The following is a 14521-nucleotide window of genomic DNA, read 5'->3' as shown; positions in this document are numbered from 1 at the left end:
TATTTTGATATTTTTTAGATACAATTTACAAAACTAAATTTGGAGTTACTATGAGTCCATTTGTTATAGCTGAGATGTCGGCTAATCACTGCGGGGATAAGGATTTAGCATTTAAAATTATCAAAGCTGCCAAAGACTCTGGCGCAGATGCTATTAAGATTCAAACATATACCGCTGATACTATTACTATTGATTGTCGCGATGAGATATTTATGACTAGAGATGATGGCTTGTGGGCTGGTCAAAGTCTATATGAACTATATCAAAAAGCCTATACGCCATGGCAGTGGCAGGCTGATCTTAAAACTTATGCTGATGAGATTGGGATTGAGTTTTTTAGCACACCGTTTGATTTTAGTGCAGTAGATTTTTTAGAAAGTATTAATGTTAGTAGGTATAAAATTGCCTCTTTTGAAGCTATGGATTATCCACTAATTCGATATGCTGCAAAACATAAAAAACCGATGATAATCTCTACTGGAGTATCTACAATTGATGAAATTTATGAAGCTATAGAAGCTTGTAAAAGTGTTGGCAATCACGATATAACGATCCTTAAATGCACCTCCAACTATCCAGCCCAAATAGAAGATATGAATATTGCAACAATATCTGATATGATATCTAGATTTGCTCCACTTGGTGTAAAGGTTGGGCTAAGCGATCACTCAATGAGCTTAGAAGTTCCAATCTGCGCTGTTGCTTTAGGTGCAAGCGTGATAGAAAAACACTTTACTCTTGATAGAGCTTTAGGCGGAGAAGATAGTGGATTTTCTTTAAATCAAGATGAATTTAGCATGATGACAAAAGCAGTTAAAAATGCTTATAAAGCTCTTGGCAAGGTTGATTATAGCTTTAATGAGCAAAATCGCAAATACGCTAGATCGCTTTTTGTAACACAAGATATTAAAAAAGGCCAAATTCTAACCCCTGAAAATATCCGCTCTATTCGTCCAGCTCAAGGTCTTCATCCACGCTACTATGATGATGTTATAGGCAAAAAGGCTACTAAAGATCTTAAATTTGCTAAGCCATTAGAGCTTGATGATTTTGAGTAAGCTATGAAAAAGGTATATATAATAGCAGAGGCTGGAGTCAATCATAATGGCAATTTAGATACTGCTAAGGCTTTAATTGATGAGGCTTATAAGGCTGGGGCCGATGCGGTTAAATTTCAAACCTTTAAGGCTAAAAACTTAGCTAGTAAAACAGCCCAAAAAGCCGCCTATCAAAAGCAAACTACAAACGCAAATCAAAATCAATACCAGATGCTAAAACAGCTTGAATTAAGCTATAACGATCATATACAATTAATATCACATGCTAAGAGTCTTGGTATTGATTTTTTATCTACTGCATTTGATATAGATTCGGCTAATGAACTCTTTAGCCTTAATCTTAAAGCTTTTAAAATTCCAAGTGGAGAGATAACAAATCTCCCTTTATTACGCACCATAGCTAAATTTCAAAAACCAATAATCCTATCTACAGGTATGGCGACAATGGATGAGATAGCAGCTGCTATGAGGGTTTTTAAAGATTATATAAAACTCGAAGATATAACCATCTTGCACGCCAATACTGAGTATCCTACCCCATTTTGTGATGTTAATCTACTAGCTATGAATAGTATCGCTAAAGAATTTAGAGTTAAATTTGGTTATAGCGATCATACTCTTGGTATTGCTGTGCCTATTGCAGCAGTTGCCCTTGGTGCAACTATGATAGAAAAACACTTTACCCTAGATAAGAATCAGCCTGGCCCAGATCACAAGGCTAGCTTAGAACCAGATGAGCTAAAGGCCATGGTAGAAGGAATTAGAGCCATAGAACTAGCCCTTGGCGATGGTATTAAACGTCCAAGCCCAAGCGAGATCAAAAATATAAACATAGCTAGAAAATCCATCGTAGCAAAATGCGATATTGCAAAGGGGGAAATTTTTACCGAACAAAATATCACTACTAAAAGGACAACTCCACCAGGAATTAACCCAATGCGATGGGATGAGATAATAGGAACAATAGCACAAAAAGATTATAAAGAAGATGAGATAATATGAGAAAAATTTGCGTAATTACAGGTTCTAGAGCTGAGTATGGGCTACTATATTGGCTTATTAAAGAGCTTAATATGAGTAAGAGCTTGCAACTTCAATTAATAGTAACTGGTAGCCATTTAAGAAGTGAATATGGCAATACATATTTACAAATTCAAAATGAATTTAATATTGACAAAAAGATAGATATATTAAATTTTTCCAATGATGCTCTTGGCGTGTGTAAATCTATGGCAGAAGCTATGGCTCAAATTAGCAAAGCTCTAAATGATTTAAAACCAGATATTGTAGTTGTTTTAGGTGATAGATATGAGATATTTTGTGCTGCTTGTGCTGCACTTGTGCTAGGCATTCCTATTGCTCATATACATGGCGGAGAGTTAAGTGCTGGAGCTATTGATGAGGCCTTTAGACATAGCATTACTAAGATGTCTCACATTCACTTTACTGCAACCAAAGAGTATGCCAAAAGAGTAGCTCAACTAGGCGAAGATCCTAAGTTTATATTTAATGTTGGCGGAATGGGAATAGAAAATATCAAAAGATTAAAGCTGCTAAATAAAAGCAAATTCCAAAGCTCGATCAATTTTAAACTAAATAAAAAAAATATCTTAGTTACCTATCATCCAGTTACCACACAAAAAGATAATCAAAATGAATTTAAAGAGATTTTAAAAGCTATAAATGAGCTAAAAGATACCAACATCATCTTTACTAAAGCCAATAGCGATGCTGGTGGAATAGCGATAAATAAAATGATAGATGAGTATGTAAAGACTAATCCAAACTCCATTGCATTTGCCTCTTTAGGTAGTCTAAGATATCTAAGTGCTTTAAAACATGTAGATATCATTTTAGGCAATAGCTCAAGCGGACTTTTAGAAGCTCCAAGTATGGGTGTTGCTACTATAAATGTCGGTTCAAGACAAGATGGTAGGCTAAAGGCTTTAAGTGTAATTGATGTAAAACCTATAAAATCTCAAATTCTAAAAGCAATAAAACTAGCCTATACTCCAAAATTTCAAAAAATAGTCCAAAAAAAGCAAAATCCATATGGTAATGCAAAGCCAAGTAAGGCTATAATTAAAATATTAAAAAATATAAATTTAAAAGGTATCACCATCAAAAGATTTAAGGATATAGTATGAGCAGTAGATTGAGTTGGGGGGGGGTTGAACGCTATGAAGGATATAATATGGATATAAACTCCATCAAAATAAGCCCAACTAGCACCATAAAAGAGGCTTTAAAAATCATAGATAATGGTGCTTTGCAAATGGCTTTAGTCGTTGATGATAATGGAGTTTTGCTTGGCACTATAAGCGATGGAGATATCAGACGTGGCTTACTAAACTCTATGGAGCTTAGTTATAGCATAGAACCACTATATTATCGTACTCCAATTATATCTAACTCACCTACAATACCAGCTTCTATAATCGCTAAAGCTAAGGCAAAAAATATACGCTATATACCAATTGTAGATCAAAATGGTGTAGCAATAGCTATCAAAAATATCTACGAACCAAATACTCCAAAACCAAACAAAGTAATATTAATGGCTGGAGGTCTTGGTATGAGACTTAGACCCCTTACTAGCAAAATCCCAAAACCTATGCTACATGTAGGGCCAAAGCCAATCCTTCAAACAATAATTGAAAGCTTTACAGCCTACGGATATATTAATTTTACAATATGTGTTAATTACAAATCTGAAATTATCTGTGATTACTTTGGTGATGGGGATAAATTTGGCGTAAATATTAGCTATATTCAAGAGAGCAAACCTTTAGGTACGGCTGGGGCTTTAAGCTTGATAGATAAGATAGAAGATGAGTTTTTTGTAATGAATGCAGATCTGCTTACTAATGCCGATTTTAGCAAACTTCATCACTATCACAAAATCAATAAATCTATAGCTACAATGTGCGTAAGAGAGTATGAGATGCAAGTCCCATATGGAGTTGTAAATTTAGATGATAATACCATTAAATCAATTACTGAAAAGCCTAGACATAAATTTCATGTAAGTGCTGGAATATATATGCTAAATCCACAAATTCTAGATTTAATACCAAAAAATGAGTATCTAGATATGCCAGATCTATTTAACACTCTAGCTACAAACCAACAAAACCCAAAAGCCTATCCAATCAATGAAAAATGGCTAGATATAGGAAGAATAGAAGAGTATAATATGGCAAATGAAATTTATAGCGAGTTTTTCTTGTGAAAGCATTAATTATCTCTATGGGCTCAATCGGCACTAGACACGCAGAGGTTTTAACTTCTATGGGAATAGAAGTAAGTGCTATCACTTCACAAATTATAAGATCACTAGAGTGTTTTAATGATTTAAAAAGTGTAAATTTGGATAAATTTGATTACTTTATCATTGCATCACCAACGCATTTACACTATGAACATCTTAGCTATATAGATACAAATGTAAGCGGCAAAATCATACTTTGCGAAAAGCCTTTATTTGATAAATTTAGAGATTTTAATCCAAATAATAAGATTTTTATTGGGTATAATCTGCGTTTTCATCCACTAATTCTAGAGCTAAAAAATATGCTAAATCCAAGCGAAATTTTAACTATTGAAGCACGCTGCGGTCAATATTTGCCATCATGGAGAAAACGAAAATATACTAGCTCTTATAGCGCTAAAAAGGAGCTTGGTGGCGGGGTTTTACTCGATCTTAGCCATGAGATTGATTATCTTAGCTTTTTATGCGATTCTAAATTAGAATTGATTAAATCTTGCCAAGCTAAAGTCTCAAATTTAAATATCACTAGCGATGATATTTGTATGATTTTAGCCAAATGCAATAAGACTTTAATAAATATCAGCCTAAATTATCTAAGCAAAACACCATATCGTCAAATTTTAATTGAAACAAATAATAATAGCTATCATCTTGACCTCATCACAAATAGACTTAAAATAGTAGATCAAGATGGAAAAATCACTCAAATACAAAAACCAAATTTACAAAGAAACGATACATTTAAAGCAATGCATATGGATGCTTTAAATATGCAAAATCATATATGTACATTTTCTCAAGCTATGGATACAATGCGACTAATAGATCAAATTCAAAAGGAAAATATATGAGCAATATACTATGTACCATCTGTGCTAGAGGCGGTAGCAAAGGTGTGAAAAATAAAAATATCCGCCCAATTGCTGGTCTTCCACTCATTGCTCACACTATAAATCAAGCCAAAGAGTGCGGTTTATTTAAGCATATTGTAATTAGTACTGATAGCGATGAGATAGCCTCTACAGCGCAAAAATATGGAGCAGAGGTCTTTTTTAAACGAGATAGTGCTTTAGCTAGTGATACTGCTGGCAAACTAGCTGTAATCCGTGATGCCTTGCTAAAAAGCCAAGAGTATTATAAACATAAATTTGATTATATTATAGACCTTGATGCCACATCTCCTTTGCGTCTATCTAGCGATATTAATATGGCTTTTGAGCAGTTTATGCGTGATGATAATGATATTCTTATTACTGCTACGCCAAGTCGTAGAAGTCCATACTTTAATCTAATAGAAAAAATAGATGGCAAGATAAATCTTAGCAAAACTCTACCAAATCAAATTTTACGCCGTCAAGATGCTCCGGCTACATATGATATGAACGCTTCAATTTATATATGGAAATCTTTAGTTTTATTAAATAACGATACCTTGTTTTTGCCTAAAACTGGACTATATGTAATGCCTGCAAATCGCAGCATTGATATAGATGATGAGCTTGATTTTATGATAGTAGAGCATATTTTAAGGAGTAAAAATGCTTAAAGATAAAGTAGTTATAATAATTGGCGGTTCAGGATTAATCGGCAAAGCTTTTGTAAAATCAGCTATACAAAATCACGCTACAGTAATCAACGCAGATATAAATCAGCCAAACACAAAACTAGATTGTGAGTTTATCCATACTGATATAACCAATAAAAGCTCACTTGATAATCTAATAGAATTAATCAGTCAAAAATATGGCAAAATAGATGCTGTGGTAAATTCAGCCTATCCAAGAACAAAAAGCTTTTCTAACCACTTTTTTGATGTAGAGTATGAGGATTTTTGCGTTAATACCAATCTTCAACTTGGTGGAGCGTTTTTGGTTATGCAAAGATTTGCTAAATTTTTTAAATCACAAGGATATGGCAATATAATCACACTCTCATCTATTCAAGGCGTAGTAGCACCTAAATTTCAAACCTATAAAAATACACAGATGAGTTCTCCAGTAGCTTATAGCGCTATTAAATCTGGAGTTATTCATCTAAGTCGCTACCTAGCTAAATATCTAAAAGGGGATAATATTAGAGTCAATTGCATAAGTCCAGGTGGAATACTAGATAATCAAAATGAGATATTTCTAAGTCAATACAAAGATGTCTGTCTAAATAAAGGTATGTTAGACCCAGATGATATCTGCGGGGCTTTAATATTTTTACTTAGTGATTATAGCAAGTTTATTAATGGACAAAATATAATCGTAGATGATGGATTTTGCTTATAAATCAATAAATCAAATTTAAAAGGATAAAAATGGATAATTCACTATTAGCATATGTTACAAAGTATGATACGCAAGGTTATGGTTTGGAGTTTCCAGATGGCCATGTGATTCGGTTTTATGAGAGAATTTTAAATTTCGCTCTTAATAAAACTAGCGGGAATTTACTAGATTTTGGCTGTGGCAATGGAGTTCACTCTAAATATTTTGCTAAGCGTTCGGGGGGGGGGATTAGGCCTTTTGGTATAGATATAGTGCCAAGCTTAGAGCAAATTTGGCGTAATGATGAGCTAATTTGTGAAAAAGACTTTCATATTATTGAACCAAATTCATCATTTTCTCACCTTTTTGATGAGAAGATGGACTTTATATTTGCCAATCAAAGTCTATACTATCTAAATAATCAAAACTTTAATTCAACCATAAAAGAGCTATATAACCTCTGCAATGATGGTGCTATAATATTTGCTACTATGATGGCTAACGAGTGCTACGATCTTTATGAAAAATCCAAGCCTTTACCAAATGGCTTAATTCATATCCAAGGCACACCAACAAATAGAATGAGCGAAAACTCATATATTAGATTTACGCATAGTATTGAAGAGCTTAAATCTGATTTTAGTCTATTTGAGCCGCTTTACTGGGGAGATTATACACCAATTAATCTATATAACTTTGAAGGCAGCTCAAGGCATTTTATATTTATTGGAAGAAAATAAGAGATATTATAAAGTGTATATTTAAATTTGGCACTGCTTTTGTAGTGCCAAATTTAGTCTATTTAAGCTGTTCTAAACGCTCTTTTTTAGTTCCTATTTCAGTGATTTGCACACCAAAGTTACCATCTACAATCACCACCTCACCAAGAGCCACTGGCTTATCGCCTATTAAAACCTCTAATGGGTCATTAGCTAGCTGATTTAACTCTATAACTGAACCAATATCCATAGATAAAACATCTTTTAATAGCATCTTTTTTGAGCCAATACGCACACGAATTGGCAGACGCACATCCATAATTAGCCCAATATTTTTAATCTCATCACCTATATCTTGTTTATCATCAAAATTCTTAGAGCTACTATCTGTAGTTTTGTTAAAATATTTATAAAATGGAAAATCAATACAAATTCCTAATATTTCATTTAAATTTGAGATATTAACAGGATATAAAAATAACTTTTCAAACGAACTAAGATCTAAAATTTGATTTTCATCAATATATTTTACAGCATTGATTGCAAAATTAATCTTTGGCATATCCTTAGCTGCACCAAGACTTGTCGTAATCGCACTTAGCAAATTTGAAAATATCTCCTTGCTTGCATCTAATTCATCATCGCCAATTGTTGTATTGCCGCTTGGTTCTTCTTCGCCTAGCATTAGATCATTAATCGCAGTAAGCAAAAGCGGACTAGCTACAAGATTCATCTTGCCATTAATATCTCCACTTAATGTAATACTAGCGATCACAACTGGGGTTTTAATACCATTTTGAGTTGGAGCGTCATACTCAGCATACTCTGATATTACTGGCGTAGCACCAGTTAGTCCTTCTATTGTAGCACTTAGCTCGTTTTTAAAAATTTCAAAAAATCTAGTCATCGTATTCATCCTCATCTTCATTATCTTCTTCTGGTTCTTTATATGCCATTAGTTTAGCTTTTCTCTCTTCTTCATATTGTTCTAGGATCGCTTTTATCTCATCTCGGTCAGTTTTGATAAGCTCTTCTAGTTTAATAGATTTGCTAAAGCGATGAATTCCAATCTGAGCTAAGAATACCTCTTTTTTATCTATGCATACTATAGCCTTATCATCTGCATTACGATCAAGTCTTAATATATCACCAACTTCTAAATTTAAAAACTCATTTACACTAATTACTGTCTTTCCTAAAATCGCTTCATATAATACCTCAGCACGGCCAATAAGTGTTTTTAACTCTTTATTACGGCTCTTTTTAGCACTTGTTTCGCCTAGCATAATATCACGATTAGCCAGACGGCTTAGAATCGGCTCAAGATATATAACTGGATAACATAGGTTTATCATACCGCTTGAGTTGCCAATAATAATCTCCATAACAACCATAATAACAATCTCATTTTGGCTAACGATTTGGACAACATTTGGGCTAGACTCTTTAGCTTCAACATTTGGATACATATCTGTAATCATAGACCACGACTCTTTAAGACGCTGCATAATAATACGCAAAATAGCATCTAAAAGATTAATCTCAATATCAGTTAGCTCTCTATTATTACTCTCAAACCCATCTCCATTACCACCAAGAAGTCTATCAATCATAGGAAATGCGATACTAGGATTTATCTCTAAAACGCAGTTGCCATCAAGCGGCTTAATAGAAAATACATTAAAGCTAGTTGGGCTTGGCAAACTCATCAAAAACTCACCATAAGTCATCTGATCAACTGAATGAAGTCTAATCTCAACGATGCTACGCATAATACTTGAAATTTGAGATGCGAGGTTTCTTGCTAATTTATCATGAATACCCTTAACTGCCCTTAACTGCTCTTTACTAACCCTATTTGGGCGTTTAAAGTCATATATTACAACCTGTTTTGGCTCTTCTATACGCTCTGGAATATCAGTAACCTGCCCATCTCCATCATCATCTACAACTTGTAAAAGCGCATCTATCTCTTCTTGACTTAAAATATCTGCCATTAAAAGCCTAGCCTTTCTCTAATTTTTATTATAAGTCTTTTGTGAATTTGACTAATTCTAGATTCTGTTATATTTAAAATTTCACTTATCTCTTTTAAATTTAACTCTTCATAATAATAAAGCTGAATTATCATCTGATCTCGTTGGCTAAACTCAGCTAAAATCTGCTTAATATGCTCTATTAAGTCATCTTTTTCTATCTGTGCTTCGGTGCTATATTCGCTTAATATCTCATATTGATCATCTAATCTTAAAACTGAGGCTATATCACTTAAATTTCTAGCTTCTTTAATCTTGCCTACATCTTCATTTAACTCTTTTGCTAGATACTCATCGCTTGGTTCGCACTGATGTTTATTATAATATTCATCTATTAAATGATCTATATCTTTGACTAGTTTGCGACTATTTCTACTTATAGTATCTAGACTGCGAAGATAATCAAGCATTGAGCCATACACTCTTTGCTTGACATATCCCCAAAAATTATCATTTTGAGTTTTATCATAGCTATGGCTTAGTTTTACCATCGCTTCAGTACCGATACTAATTAGATCATTTACTTCTACAGAACTTGGTAGGCGAGACCTAAGTCTATAAGCCATAGCTTTTAGAGCTGGCATATAGGCAATTACTAGCTCATCTTGCTCTTTTTTTATCTGAGTTTGATAGGCCTCAAGCTGCTTTTGCTTTGCGTGATTCATGCTTTTTACTCGATTTTTTGAGCTTTTGGTCTAAATGGTGAATAATACTCTCAAGTTTGCGTTCTCTAATAGCAAGCTCAGTAAGAAGATAATCATTTATCTCTTCATGATGCTCTTTATTAAATATCCTTAGACCGATCTTTTTGGTATCTATATAGTTCATAATAACAATATGGATAACAATATAAAAGAAAAATGTGATAAGCAAAGTATATATAACAATCTCTACAGGCTCTTCAATTTTAATAACTACAAATATCAAACCTATAAAAAATCCACACACTGTAAAAAATGCTATATAATTATCTGCTCTCACAATATTCCTTTAAAACTGCTCTACTAAACGCTTGAAAAAGCCAGCAAAACTTCTATCTTCACTAGTATCAAGCACTTTTCGTTCCAATTTTTCAAGAAGAGTATTTGCGGCCCTTTTGAGCTGTATTGTCGCAATAGAGTGAGGAGCATCACTGCTAAATAGACTTCTTTGTTTAATACTTTTTGATACTACTTTATCGCTTGGAACCCAACCTAAAAGACTTAAATTTAATCTATGAGTAATATTTTTATCAGCTACGGTTTTAATTGTTTGGAATATCTTTTGTGCCTCATCTGAATTTCTAGTTTGATTAATAAGCATAAAGACATCACTTTTCATCTTAGATATCACTTTAATAGTAGCATATGCATCAGTGATAGCTGCTGGGTCTGGCACTGTAACTACAATTATCTCATCACACGCTTCTAAAAATACCTGCGTACTAGATCCGATCCCAGCACCAGTATCGATAATAACAAAATCTACATTTTTTAAAACTGAGGCTTGATTTAAAAATTTCTCATATAAAAATTGATCATTAAATTTAAAAATTTCATCTCCACTCTCGCCTGGTATTAGAGTTAAATTTGGCTTAACTTTAATCAATATATCTTCAAGTGGACACTCGCCTTTTAATACATCTAGCATATTTTTGGTAATTTTAACATTTAATAAAACATCTAAATTAGCAAGACCTATATCAGCATCAAATAATACAACTTTATATCCACTAGATGCTAAAAGATTGGCTAAATTTGCACTTATTGTAGATTTACCTACTCCGCCTTTGCCGCTGGTGATTGCGATGAAGTGGGTTGATTTTTTAATCTTTTGAGCTATCATTAACTCTCTTAATTTATCTGCTTGATCCATCACTCATCTCCTTTAAATCCATCTAAAACACAACTTACTAAAAATTCGCTTTTAGCCTCCATAATATCATCAGGGACATTTTGTCCAGTAGAAAAAAAGCTTACCGGCACGCCAGTCTCATAAATCAGCGAAAAAATATTACCAAATATCTTTGTTTCATCAAATTTGGTAATTATCAATGTATCAATATCTAAAGTTGCAAAATTATTATAAATTTCTAGTAAATCATCAATTTTTGAACCAGCCGATACAACTAAACTTACATCAACCTTACTTCCGCACTCTTTTAAAAATGCATGAAGACGAGATAACTTTTCTCTATCATATTGACTGCTTCCCATAGTATCAACTAAAATCAAATCGCAGTTTGATAAGCTCTTAATAGCAGAGCGAAAATCATCAGGTTCAATTGCATCAAGTATTGGTATATTCATTATCTTAGCATATTGAAATAATTGTTCAACGGCTCCAAGTCTATATGTATCAAGAGTTATAATTCCAGTTTTGTATCTAACCTCATCACCATGAGCAAATTTATAAGCTAATTTTGAAAGTGTTGTAGTTTTACCAACTCCAGTTGGACCTACAAGCATCATAATTCTTTGTTTTTTACTCTCAAAGCTCTCACTTCTACAAGGTAGCATATTGCGTAATAGTGAGTAAAAATAGCGTTTTACAGTAGATGGATTGCTTTTCATAGATGATGGCATATTTTCAATTGTAGCTTGCATTATACCTTTTAGATGTTCACTTTTCATACCACTTTGTTTGGCTAATTTATATATAGTAGAAAACTCTGGTGGAATAATAATATCATCACGATTTTGAGACTTATCATCCCAAATCATATCAGCTATCATGGAGATTTTTTGATTGAGTTTATTTACCTCTTTGGCTACTTCATCAATTTTTTTATCATACTCTGCAGATTTATACTCATTTAGTTCGTTGCTTACTCCAGCTACCTTACTAATCTCTTTTGCAGCTTGGGAAATATTTAGTAGTATATCGCTATTTTCTTGTTCTATATTTGAGTTATTATTTGTATATGGGTTATCAATCTTTGATGCTGGTCGTGGGCTTTGGGTTGAACCTAATGTATATGCTTCAATCTGTTTTTGAATTTGAGTTATTTGGGCTTGTTTGTTTTTTTGTGCAGCAGTTTGTGAGGGTGCTTTTTCTTCTACGCTTACTAAAATCTCATATAGAGGCTTTTTGTTTAGAGTTTTTGGCTGAATTTGCTTAGTGGTTACTAGCATTGCGCTCTCACCACACTCCTCTTTGGCTTTTTTAAGTGCTTCTATTGCACTCTCTCCTGTAAAAGTCTTTAAAACTGTAGCCATTATACTCCTTTCATAAGACCTAGCGGGATAAATACGCTTGGTCTGCTACTAGCCCCTGGATGAGGTAGGGTCAAAATATTATTATTATAACTCTTAGCACTAAAATATAATATATCTAAATCTAATGTTCTAGGCGAGTTTTTAAACTCTCTTGTACGCTTAAATCTAGCTTCAAAACAGTGCATAATCCTTAAAATTTCCTTAGCATATAAGGAAGTTTTAAGGATTATAACTGCATTTATATAATCTCTGCTAGCATAGCCAAATGCTTTATTGACTAGCATTGGCGAACTTTGCATAATAGCAAAACGCCTATCTTTTAAAATCAAATTTAAAAATCTATCAAATATTCTTGCAGTATTACCAATATTACCTCCAAGACCGATGATAGCAGTATATTTATGCGAAGCAAAGGTTTTAAATTCACAAGGAAAATATCTACTTCTAAGTAGCATTTTAGCTCCATCTATGCATATTTTTTCCATCAAAGCACTTCACATCCATCATTAGTTATAACTACAACATCTTCTATACGCACGCCAAACTCACCCTCAATATAAATTCCAGGTTCAATACTAAAAACCATTCCAGGCTCAATTATAGTACTACTTCGTGGGCTAATTATAGGAAATTCATGAATATCAAGCCCTACTCCATGACCAGTAGAGTGAAAAAAGCAATCACCATATCCATTTTTAGCTATAAAATTTCTTGCTGCAGCATCTATATCACAGGCTTTTACACCTGGTTTGGCTGCTTTTATAGCTAGGCTTTGAGCCTCTTTTACTATGTGATAGATCTCATTTTGTTTGGAGTTTGTAAATTTTTGCTCCTTGCTAAACTCAAATTTATCCCCAAACTCCACCGTTCTAGTACGATCTGAGCAGTATCTTTGATATTTTACCCCAGCATCTACTAATAATAAATCACCATTTTTTATACGCTCATCAAGAGGTAGAGCATGAGCCTTTGCTGCATTTGTATTTATCGCAGTAATAGGATCAAAACTAAGAGCTAAATTTCCACTATCTCTTAATATATTCTCAGCATTAAAATTTATCAATTTTTCACTCATACCTTCTTTTATAATCTTTGATAGCTCATCAAATTTACTAGCCCCTAGCTGTGCAGCATGACGCAAAATCTCAATCTCTAAGCTACTTTTTACCTGGCGTTTTAGCTTTGAGAATTCATTTTTAGGCTTGAAGTTTAGATGTAAATCACGACTTAAATTTGCAAATTCAAAATGGCTAAAATCACTTGGATTAAAAACCATATCACGCACTCCAAGACTTCTTAGTAAAACTCTAGCGCTTTTTATTATATCTTTTGATTCAATTACCTCGCTATTTTCAATTCTGGCTCTAGCTTCAATGGCATATCTAGAATCGGTGATAAAAAATCTCTTATCACCAAATTTTATAAATATCTCATTATCACAGCTATAACCACACTCAAAATATACAGCATTTTCATCTTTTAAGATATAGTTATGCATCTTTAGAATCTGCTTCCATGCGTTTGATTTGTTCAAATATTTGAAGCATTCCAATCATTGCTAAATGATAGCCAATCGGCCCAAATCCAGCAATATGTCCAGCACAAACTGGCGCTATTAAACTTTTATGACGGAACTCTTCTCTTTGATAAATATTGCTAATATGCACCTCAATAGCTGGTAAATTTACAGATGATAACGCATCTCTAATAGCAATTGATGTATGAGTATAGGCCGCTGGATTGATGATAATACCATCAAATTCTCCTAGGCATTCTTGAATTTTATCTACGATTTCACCCTCAAAATTACTTTGAAAAAACTCAATTCCAACCCCAGCTTGTTCAGCTACAGCCTTCATCTGTTCATGAATATCATCCATTGTCATCACGCCATAAACTTTACGCTCTCTCTTTCCAAGCATATTAATATTTGGTCCTTGGATTACCATTATTTTCATATTTTTCTCCGATAAAAAATTGCATAACAA

General features: G+C 33.3%; 17 protein-coding genes. 8 read left to right on the top strand and 9 right to left on the bottom strand.

Annotated features, from left to right (window positions below; translation table 11 throughout):
* Positions 1 to 50 precede the first annotated feature (50 nt).
* From pseI to CVIC12175_RS01585, 8 genes are read left to right on the top strand one after another with little or no spacing between them, the layout of a single operon-like run.
* A complete protein-coding gene (gene pseI / locus CVIC12175_RS01620) occupies positions 51 to 1058 on the top strand; it encodes a pseudaminic acid synthase (RefSeq protein ID WP_086256971.1) in 1008 nt (335 codons plus the stop codon).
* A gap of 3 nt (positions 1059 to 1061) precedes the next feature.
* On the top strand, positions 1062 to 2060 hold the full coding sequence (gene neuB / locus CVIC12175_RS01615; protein WP_086256972.1) for an N-acetylneuraminate synthase: 999 nt from the start codon (positions 1062 to 1064) through the stop codon (positions 2058 to 2060).
* Positions 2057 to 3205 (top strand): UDP-N-acetylglucosamine 2-epimerase, encoded by a 1149-nt coding sequence (gene neuC, locus CVIC12175_RS01610; protein ID WP_086256973.1) that lies wholly within the window; start codon positions 2057 to 2059, stop codon positions 3203 to 3205. Before neuB ends, neuC begins: the two co-directional genes overlap by 4 nt.
* Complete coding sequence (locus tag CVIC12175_RS01605) at positions 3202 to 4290, top strand: nucleotidyltransferase family protein (RefSeq protein ID WP_236861083.1); 1089 nt, start codon at positions 3202 to 3204, stop codon at positions 4288 to 4290. The genes neuC and CVIC12175_RS01605 overlap by 4 nt, the downstream gene beginning before the upstream one ends.
* Entirely contained in the window at positions 4287 to 5180 is an 894-nt protein-coding gene (locus CVIC12175_RS01600; RefSeq protein ID WP_086315812.1) for a Gfo/Idh/MocA family protein, read from the top strand. Before CVIC12175_RS01605 ends, CVIC12175_RS01600 begins: the two co-directional genes overlap by 4 nt.
* Complete coding sequence (locus CVIC12175_RS01595; RefSeq protein ID WP_086246903.1) at positions 5177 to 5875, top strand: acylneuraminate cytidylyltransferase family protein; 699 nt, start codon at positions 5177 to 5179, stop codon at positions 5873 to 5875. The genes CVIC12175_RS01600 and CVIC12175_RS01595 overlap by 4 nt, the downstream gene beginning before the upstream one ends.
* Positions 5868 to 6602, top strand: coding sequence for an oxidoreductase (locus tag CVIC12175_RS01590; RefSeq protein WP_086255804.1), 735 nt, complete (start codon positions 5868 to 5870; stop codon positions 6600 to 6602). The genes CVIC12175_RS01595 and CVIC12175_RS01590 overlap by 8 nt, the downstream gene beginning before the upstream one ends.
* A 29-nt stretch (positions 6603 to 6631) precedes the next feature.
* Positions 6632 to 7321 (top strand): class I SAM-dependent methyltransferase, encoded by a 690-nt coding sequence (locus tag CVIC12175_RS01585; protein WP_086256975.1) that lies wholly within the window; start codon positions 6632 to 6634, stop codon positions 7319 to 7321.
* 58 nt (positions 7322 to 7379) lie between these two features.
* On the opposite strand, the gene fliY is transcribed toward CVIC12175_RS01585, so the two are convergent.
* The 9 genes from fliY to aroQ are packed head-to-tail and all read right to left on the bottom strand — an operon-like array spanning position 7380 to position 14491.
* Positions 7380 to 8207: a flagellar motor switch protein FliY gene (gene fliY, locus CVIC12175_RS01580; protein ID WP_086255802.1), complete on the bottom strand. Its 828-nt coding sequence runs from the start codon at positions 8205 to 8207 to the stop codon at positions 7380 to 7382.
* Positions 8200 to 9297 carry a flagellar motor switch protein FliM gene (gene fliM / locus CVIC12175_RS01575; protein WP_086248677.1) on the bottom strand — a complete coding sequence of 366 codons (1098 nt, stop codon included), beginning with the start codon at positions 9295 to 9297 and terminating at the stop codon, positions 8200 to 8202. Before fliM ends, fliY begins: the two co-directional genes overlap by 8 nt.
* The gene (locus tag CVIC12175_RS01570) at positions 9297 to 10001 is read right to left on the bottom strand and encodes an RNA polymerase sigma factor FliA (protein WP_086255801.1); all 705 of its coding nucleotides are present in this window, start codon (positions 9999 to 10001) and stop codon (positions 9297 to 9299) included. Before CVIC12175_RS01570 ends, fliM begins: the two co-directional genes overlap by 1 nt.
* Positions 9973 to 10317: a hypothetical protein gene (locus tag CVIC12175_RS01565; protein ID WP_086246908.1), complete on the bottom strand. Its 345-nt coding sequence runs from the start codon at positions 10315 to 10317 to the stop codon at positions 9973 to 9975. The genes CVIC12175_RS01570 and CVIC12175_RS01565 overlap by 29 nt, the downstream gene beginning before the upstream one ends.
* A gap of 9 nt (positions 10318 to 10326) precedes the next feature.
* A complete protein-coding gene (locus CVIC12175_RS01560; RefSeq protein WP_086256976.1) occupies positions 10327 to 11190 on the bottom strand; it encodes a P-loop NTPase in 864 nt (287 codons plus the stop codon).
* Complete coding sequence (gene flhF / locus CVIC12175_RS01555) at positions 11190 to 12533, bottom strand: flagellar biosynthesis protein FlhF (protein WP_086256977.1); 1344 nt, start codon at positions 12531 to 12533, stop codon at positions 11190 to 11192. Before flhF ends, CVIC12175_RS01560 begins: the two co-directional genes overlap by 1 nt.
* A complete protein-coding gene (gene folK, locus CVIC12175_RS01550; RefSeq protein WP_086254229.1) occupies positions 12533 to 13018 on the bottom strand; it encodes a 2-amino-4-hydroxy-6-hydroxymethyldihydropteridine diphosphokinase in 486 nt (161 codons plus the stop codon). Before folK ends, flhF begins: the two co-directional genes overlap by 1 nt.
* Entirely contained in the window at positions 13018 to 14031 is a 1014-nt protein-coding gene (locus tag CVIC12175_RS01545; RefSeq protein ID WP_086302846.1) for a M24 family metallopeptidase, read from the bottom strand. Before CVIC12175_RS01545 ends, folK begins: the two co-directional genes overlap by 1 nt.
* On the bottom strand, positions 14024 to 14491 hold the full coding sequence (gene aroQ / locus CVIC12175_RS01540; protein WP_086256979.1) for a type II 3-dehydroquinate dehydratase: 468 nt from the start codon (positions 14489 to 14491) through the stop codon (positions 14024 to 14026). Before aroQ ends, CVIC12175_RS01545 begins: the two co-directional genes overlap by 8 nt.
* Between the last annotated feature and the right edge of the window lie 30 nt (positions 14492 to 14521).

It is taken from the genome of Campylobacter vicugnae (genome assembly GCF_002139875.1).
GTDB lineage: Bacteria > Campylobacterota > Campylobacteria > Campylobacterales > Campylobacteraceae > Campylobacter > Campylobacter vicugnae.
This window is presented reverse-complemented; position numbering and strand designations above follow the sequence as displayed.

Excerpts from the sequence above, each read along its gene's own strand:
- pseI (WP_086256971.1), top strand. The coding sequence starts at position 51 with ATGAGTCCATTTGTTATAGCTGAGATGTCGGCTAATCACTGCGGGGAT.
- neuB (WP_086256972.1), top strand. The coding sequence starts at position 1,062 with ATGAAAAAGGTATATATAATAGCAGAGGCTGGAGTCAATCATAATGGC.
- neuC (WP_086256973.1), top strand. The coding sequence starts at position 2,057 with ATGAGAAAAATTTGCGTAATTACAGGTTCTAGAGCTGAGTATGGGCTA.
- CVIC12175_RS01605 (WP_236861083.1), top strand. The coding sequence starts at position 3,202 with ATGAGCAGTAGATTGAGTTGGGGGGGGGTTGAACGCTATGAAGGATAT.
- CVIC12175_RS01595 (WP_086246903.1), top strand. The coding sequence starts at position 5,177 with ATGAGCAATATACTATGTACCATCTGTGCTAGAGGCGGTAGCAAAGGT.
- CVIC12175_RS01590 (WP_086255804.1), top strand. The coding sequence starts at position 5,868 with ATGCTTAAAGATAAAGTAGTTATAATAATTGGCGGTTCAGGATTAATC.
- CVIC12175_RS01585 (WP_086256975.1), top strand. The coding sequence starts at position 6,632 with ATGGATAATTCACTATTAGCATATGTTACAAAGTATGATACGCAAGGT.
- fliY (WP_086255802.1), bottom strand. The coding sequence starts at position 8,207 with ATGACTAGATTTTTTGAAATTTTTAAAAACGAGCTAAGTGCTACAATA.
- fliM (WP_086248677.1), bottom strand. The coding sequence starts at position 9,297 with ATGGCAGATATTTTAAGTCAAGAAGAGATAGATGCGCTTTTACAAGTT.
- CVIC12175_RS01570 (WP_086255801.1), bottom strand. The coding sequence starts at position 10,001 with ATGAATCACGCAAAGCAAAAGCAGCTTGAGGCCTATCAAACTCAGATA.
- CVIC12175_RS01560 (WP_086256976.1), bottom strand. The coding sequence starts at position 11,190 with ATGGATCAAGCAGATAAATTAAGAGAGTTAATGATAGCTCAAAAGATT.
- flhF (WP_086256977.1), bottom strand. The coding sequence starts at position 12,533 with ATGGCTACAGTTTTAAAGACTTTTACAGGAGAGAGTGCAATAGAAGCA.
- folK (WP_086254229.1), bottom strand. The coding sequence starts at position 13,018 with ATGGAAAAAATATGCATAGATGGAGCTAAAATGCTACTTAGAAGTAGA.
- CVIC12175_RS01545 (WP_086302846.1), bottom strand. The coding sequence starts at position 14,031 with ATGCATAACTATATCTTAAAAGATGAAAATGCTGTATATTTTGAGTGT.
- aroQ (WP_086256979.1), bottom strand. The coding sequence starts at position 14,491 with ATGAAAATAATGGTAATCCAAGGACCAAATATTAATATGCTTGGAAAG.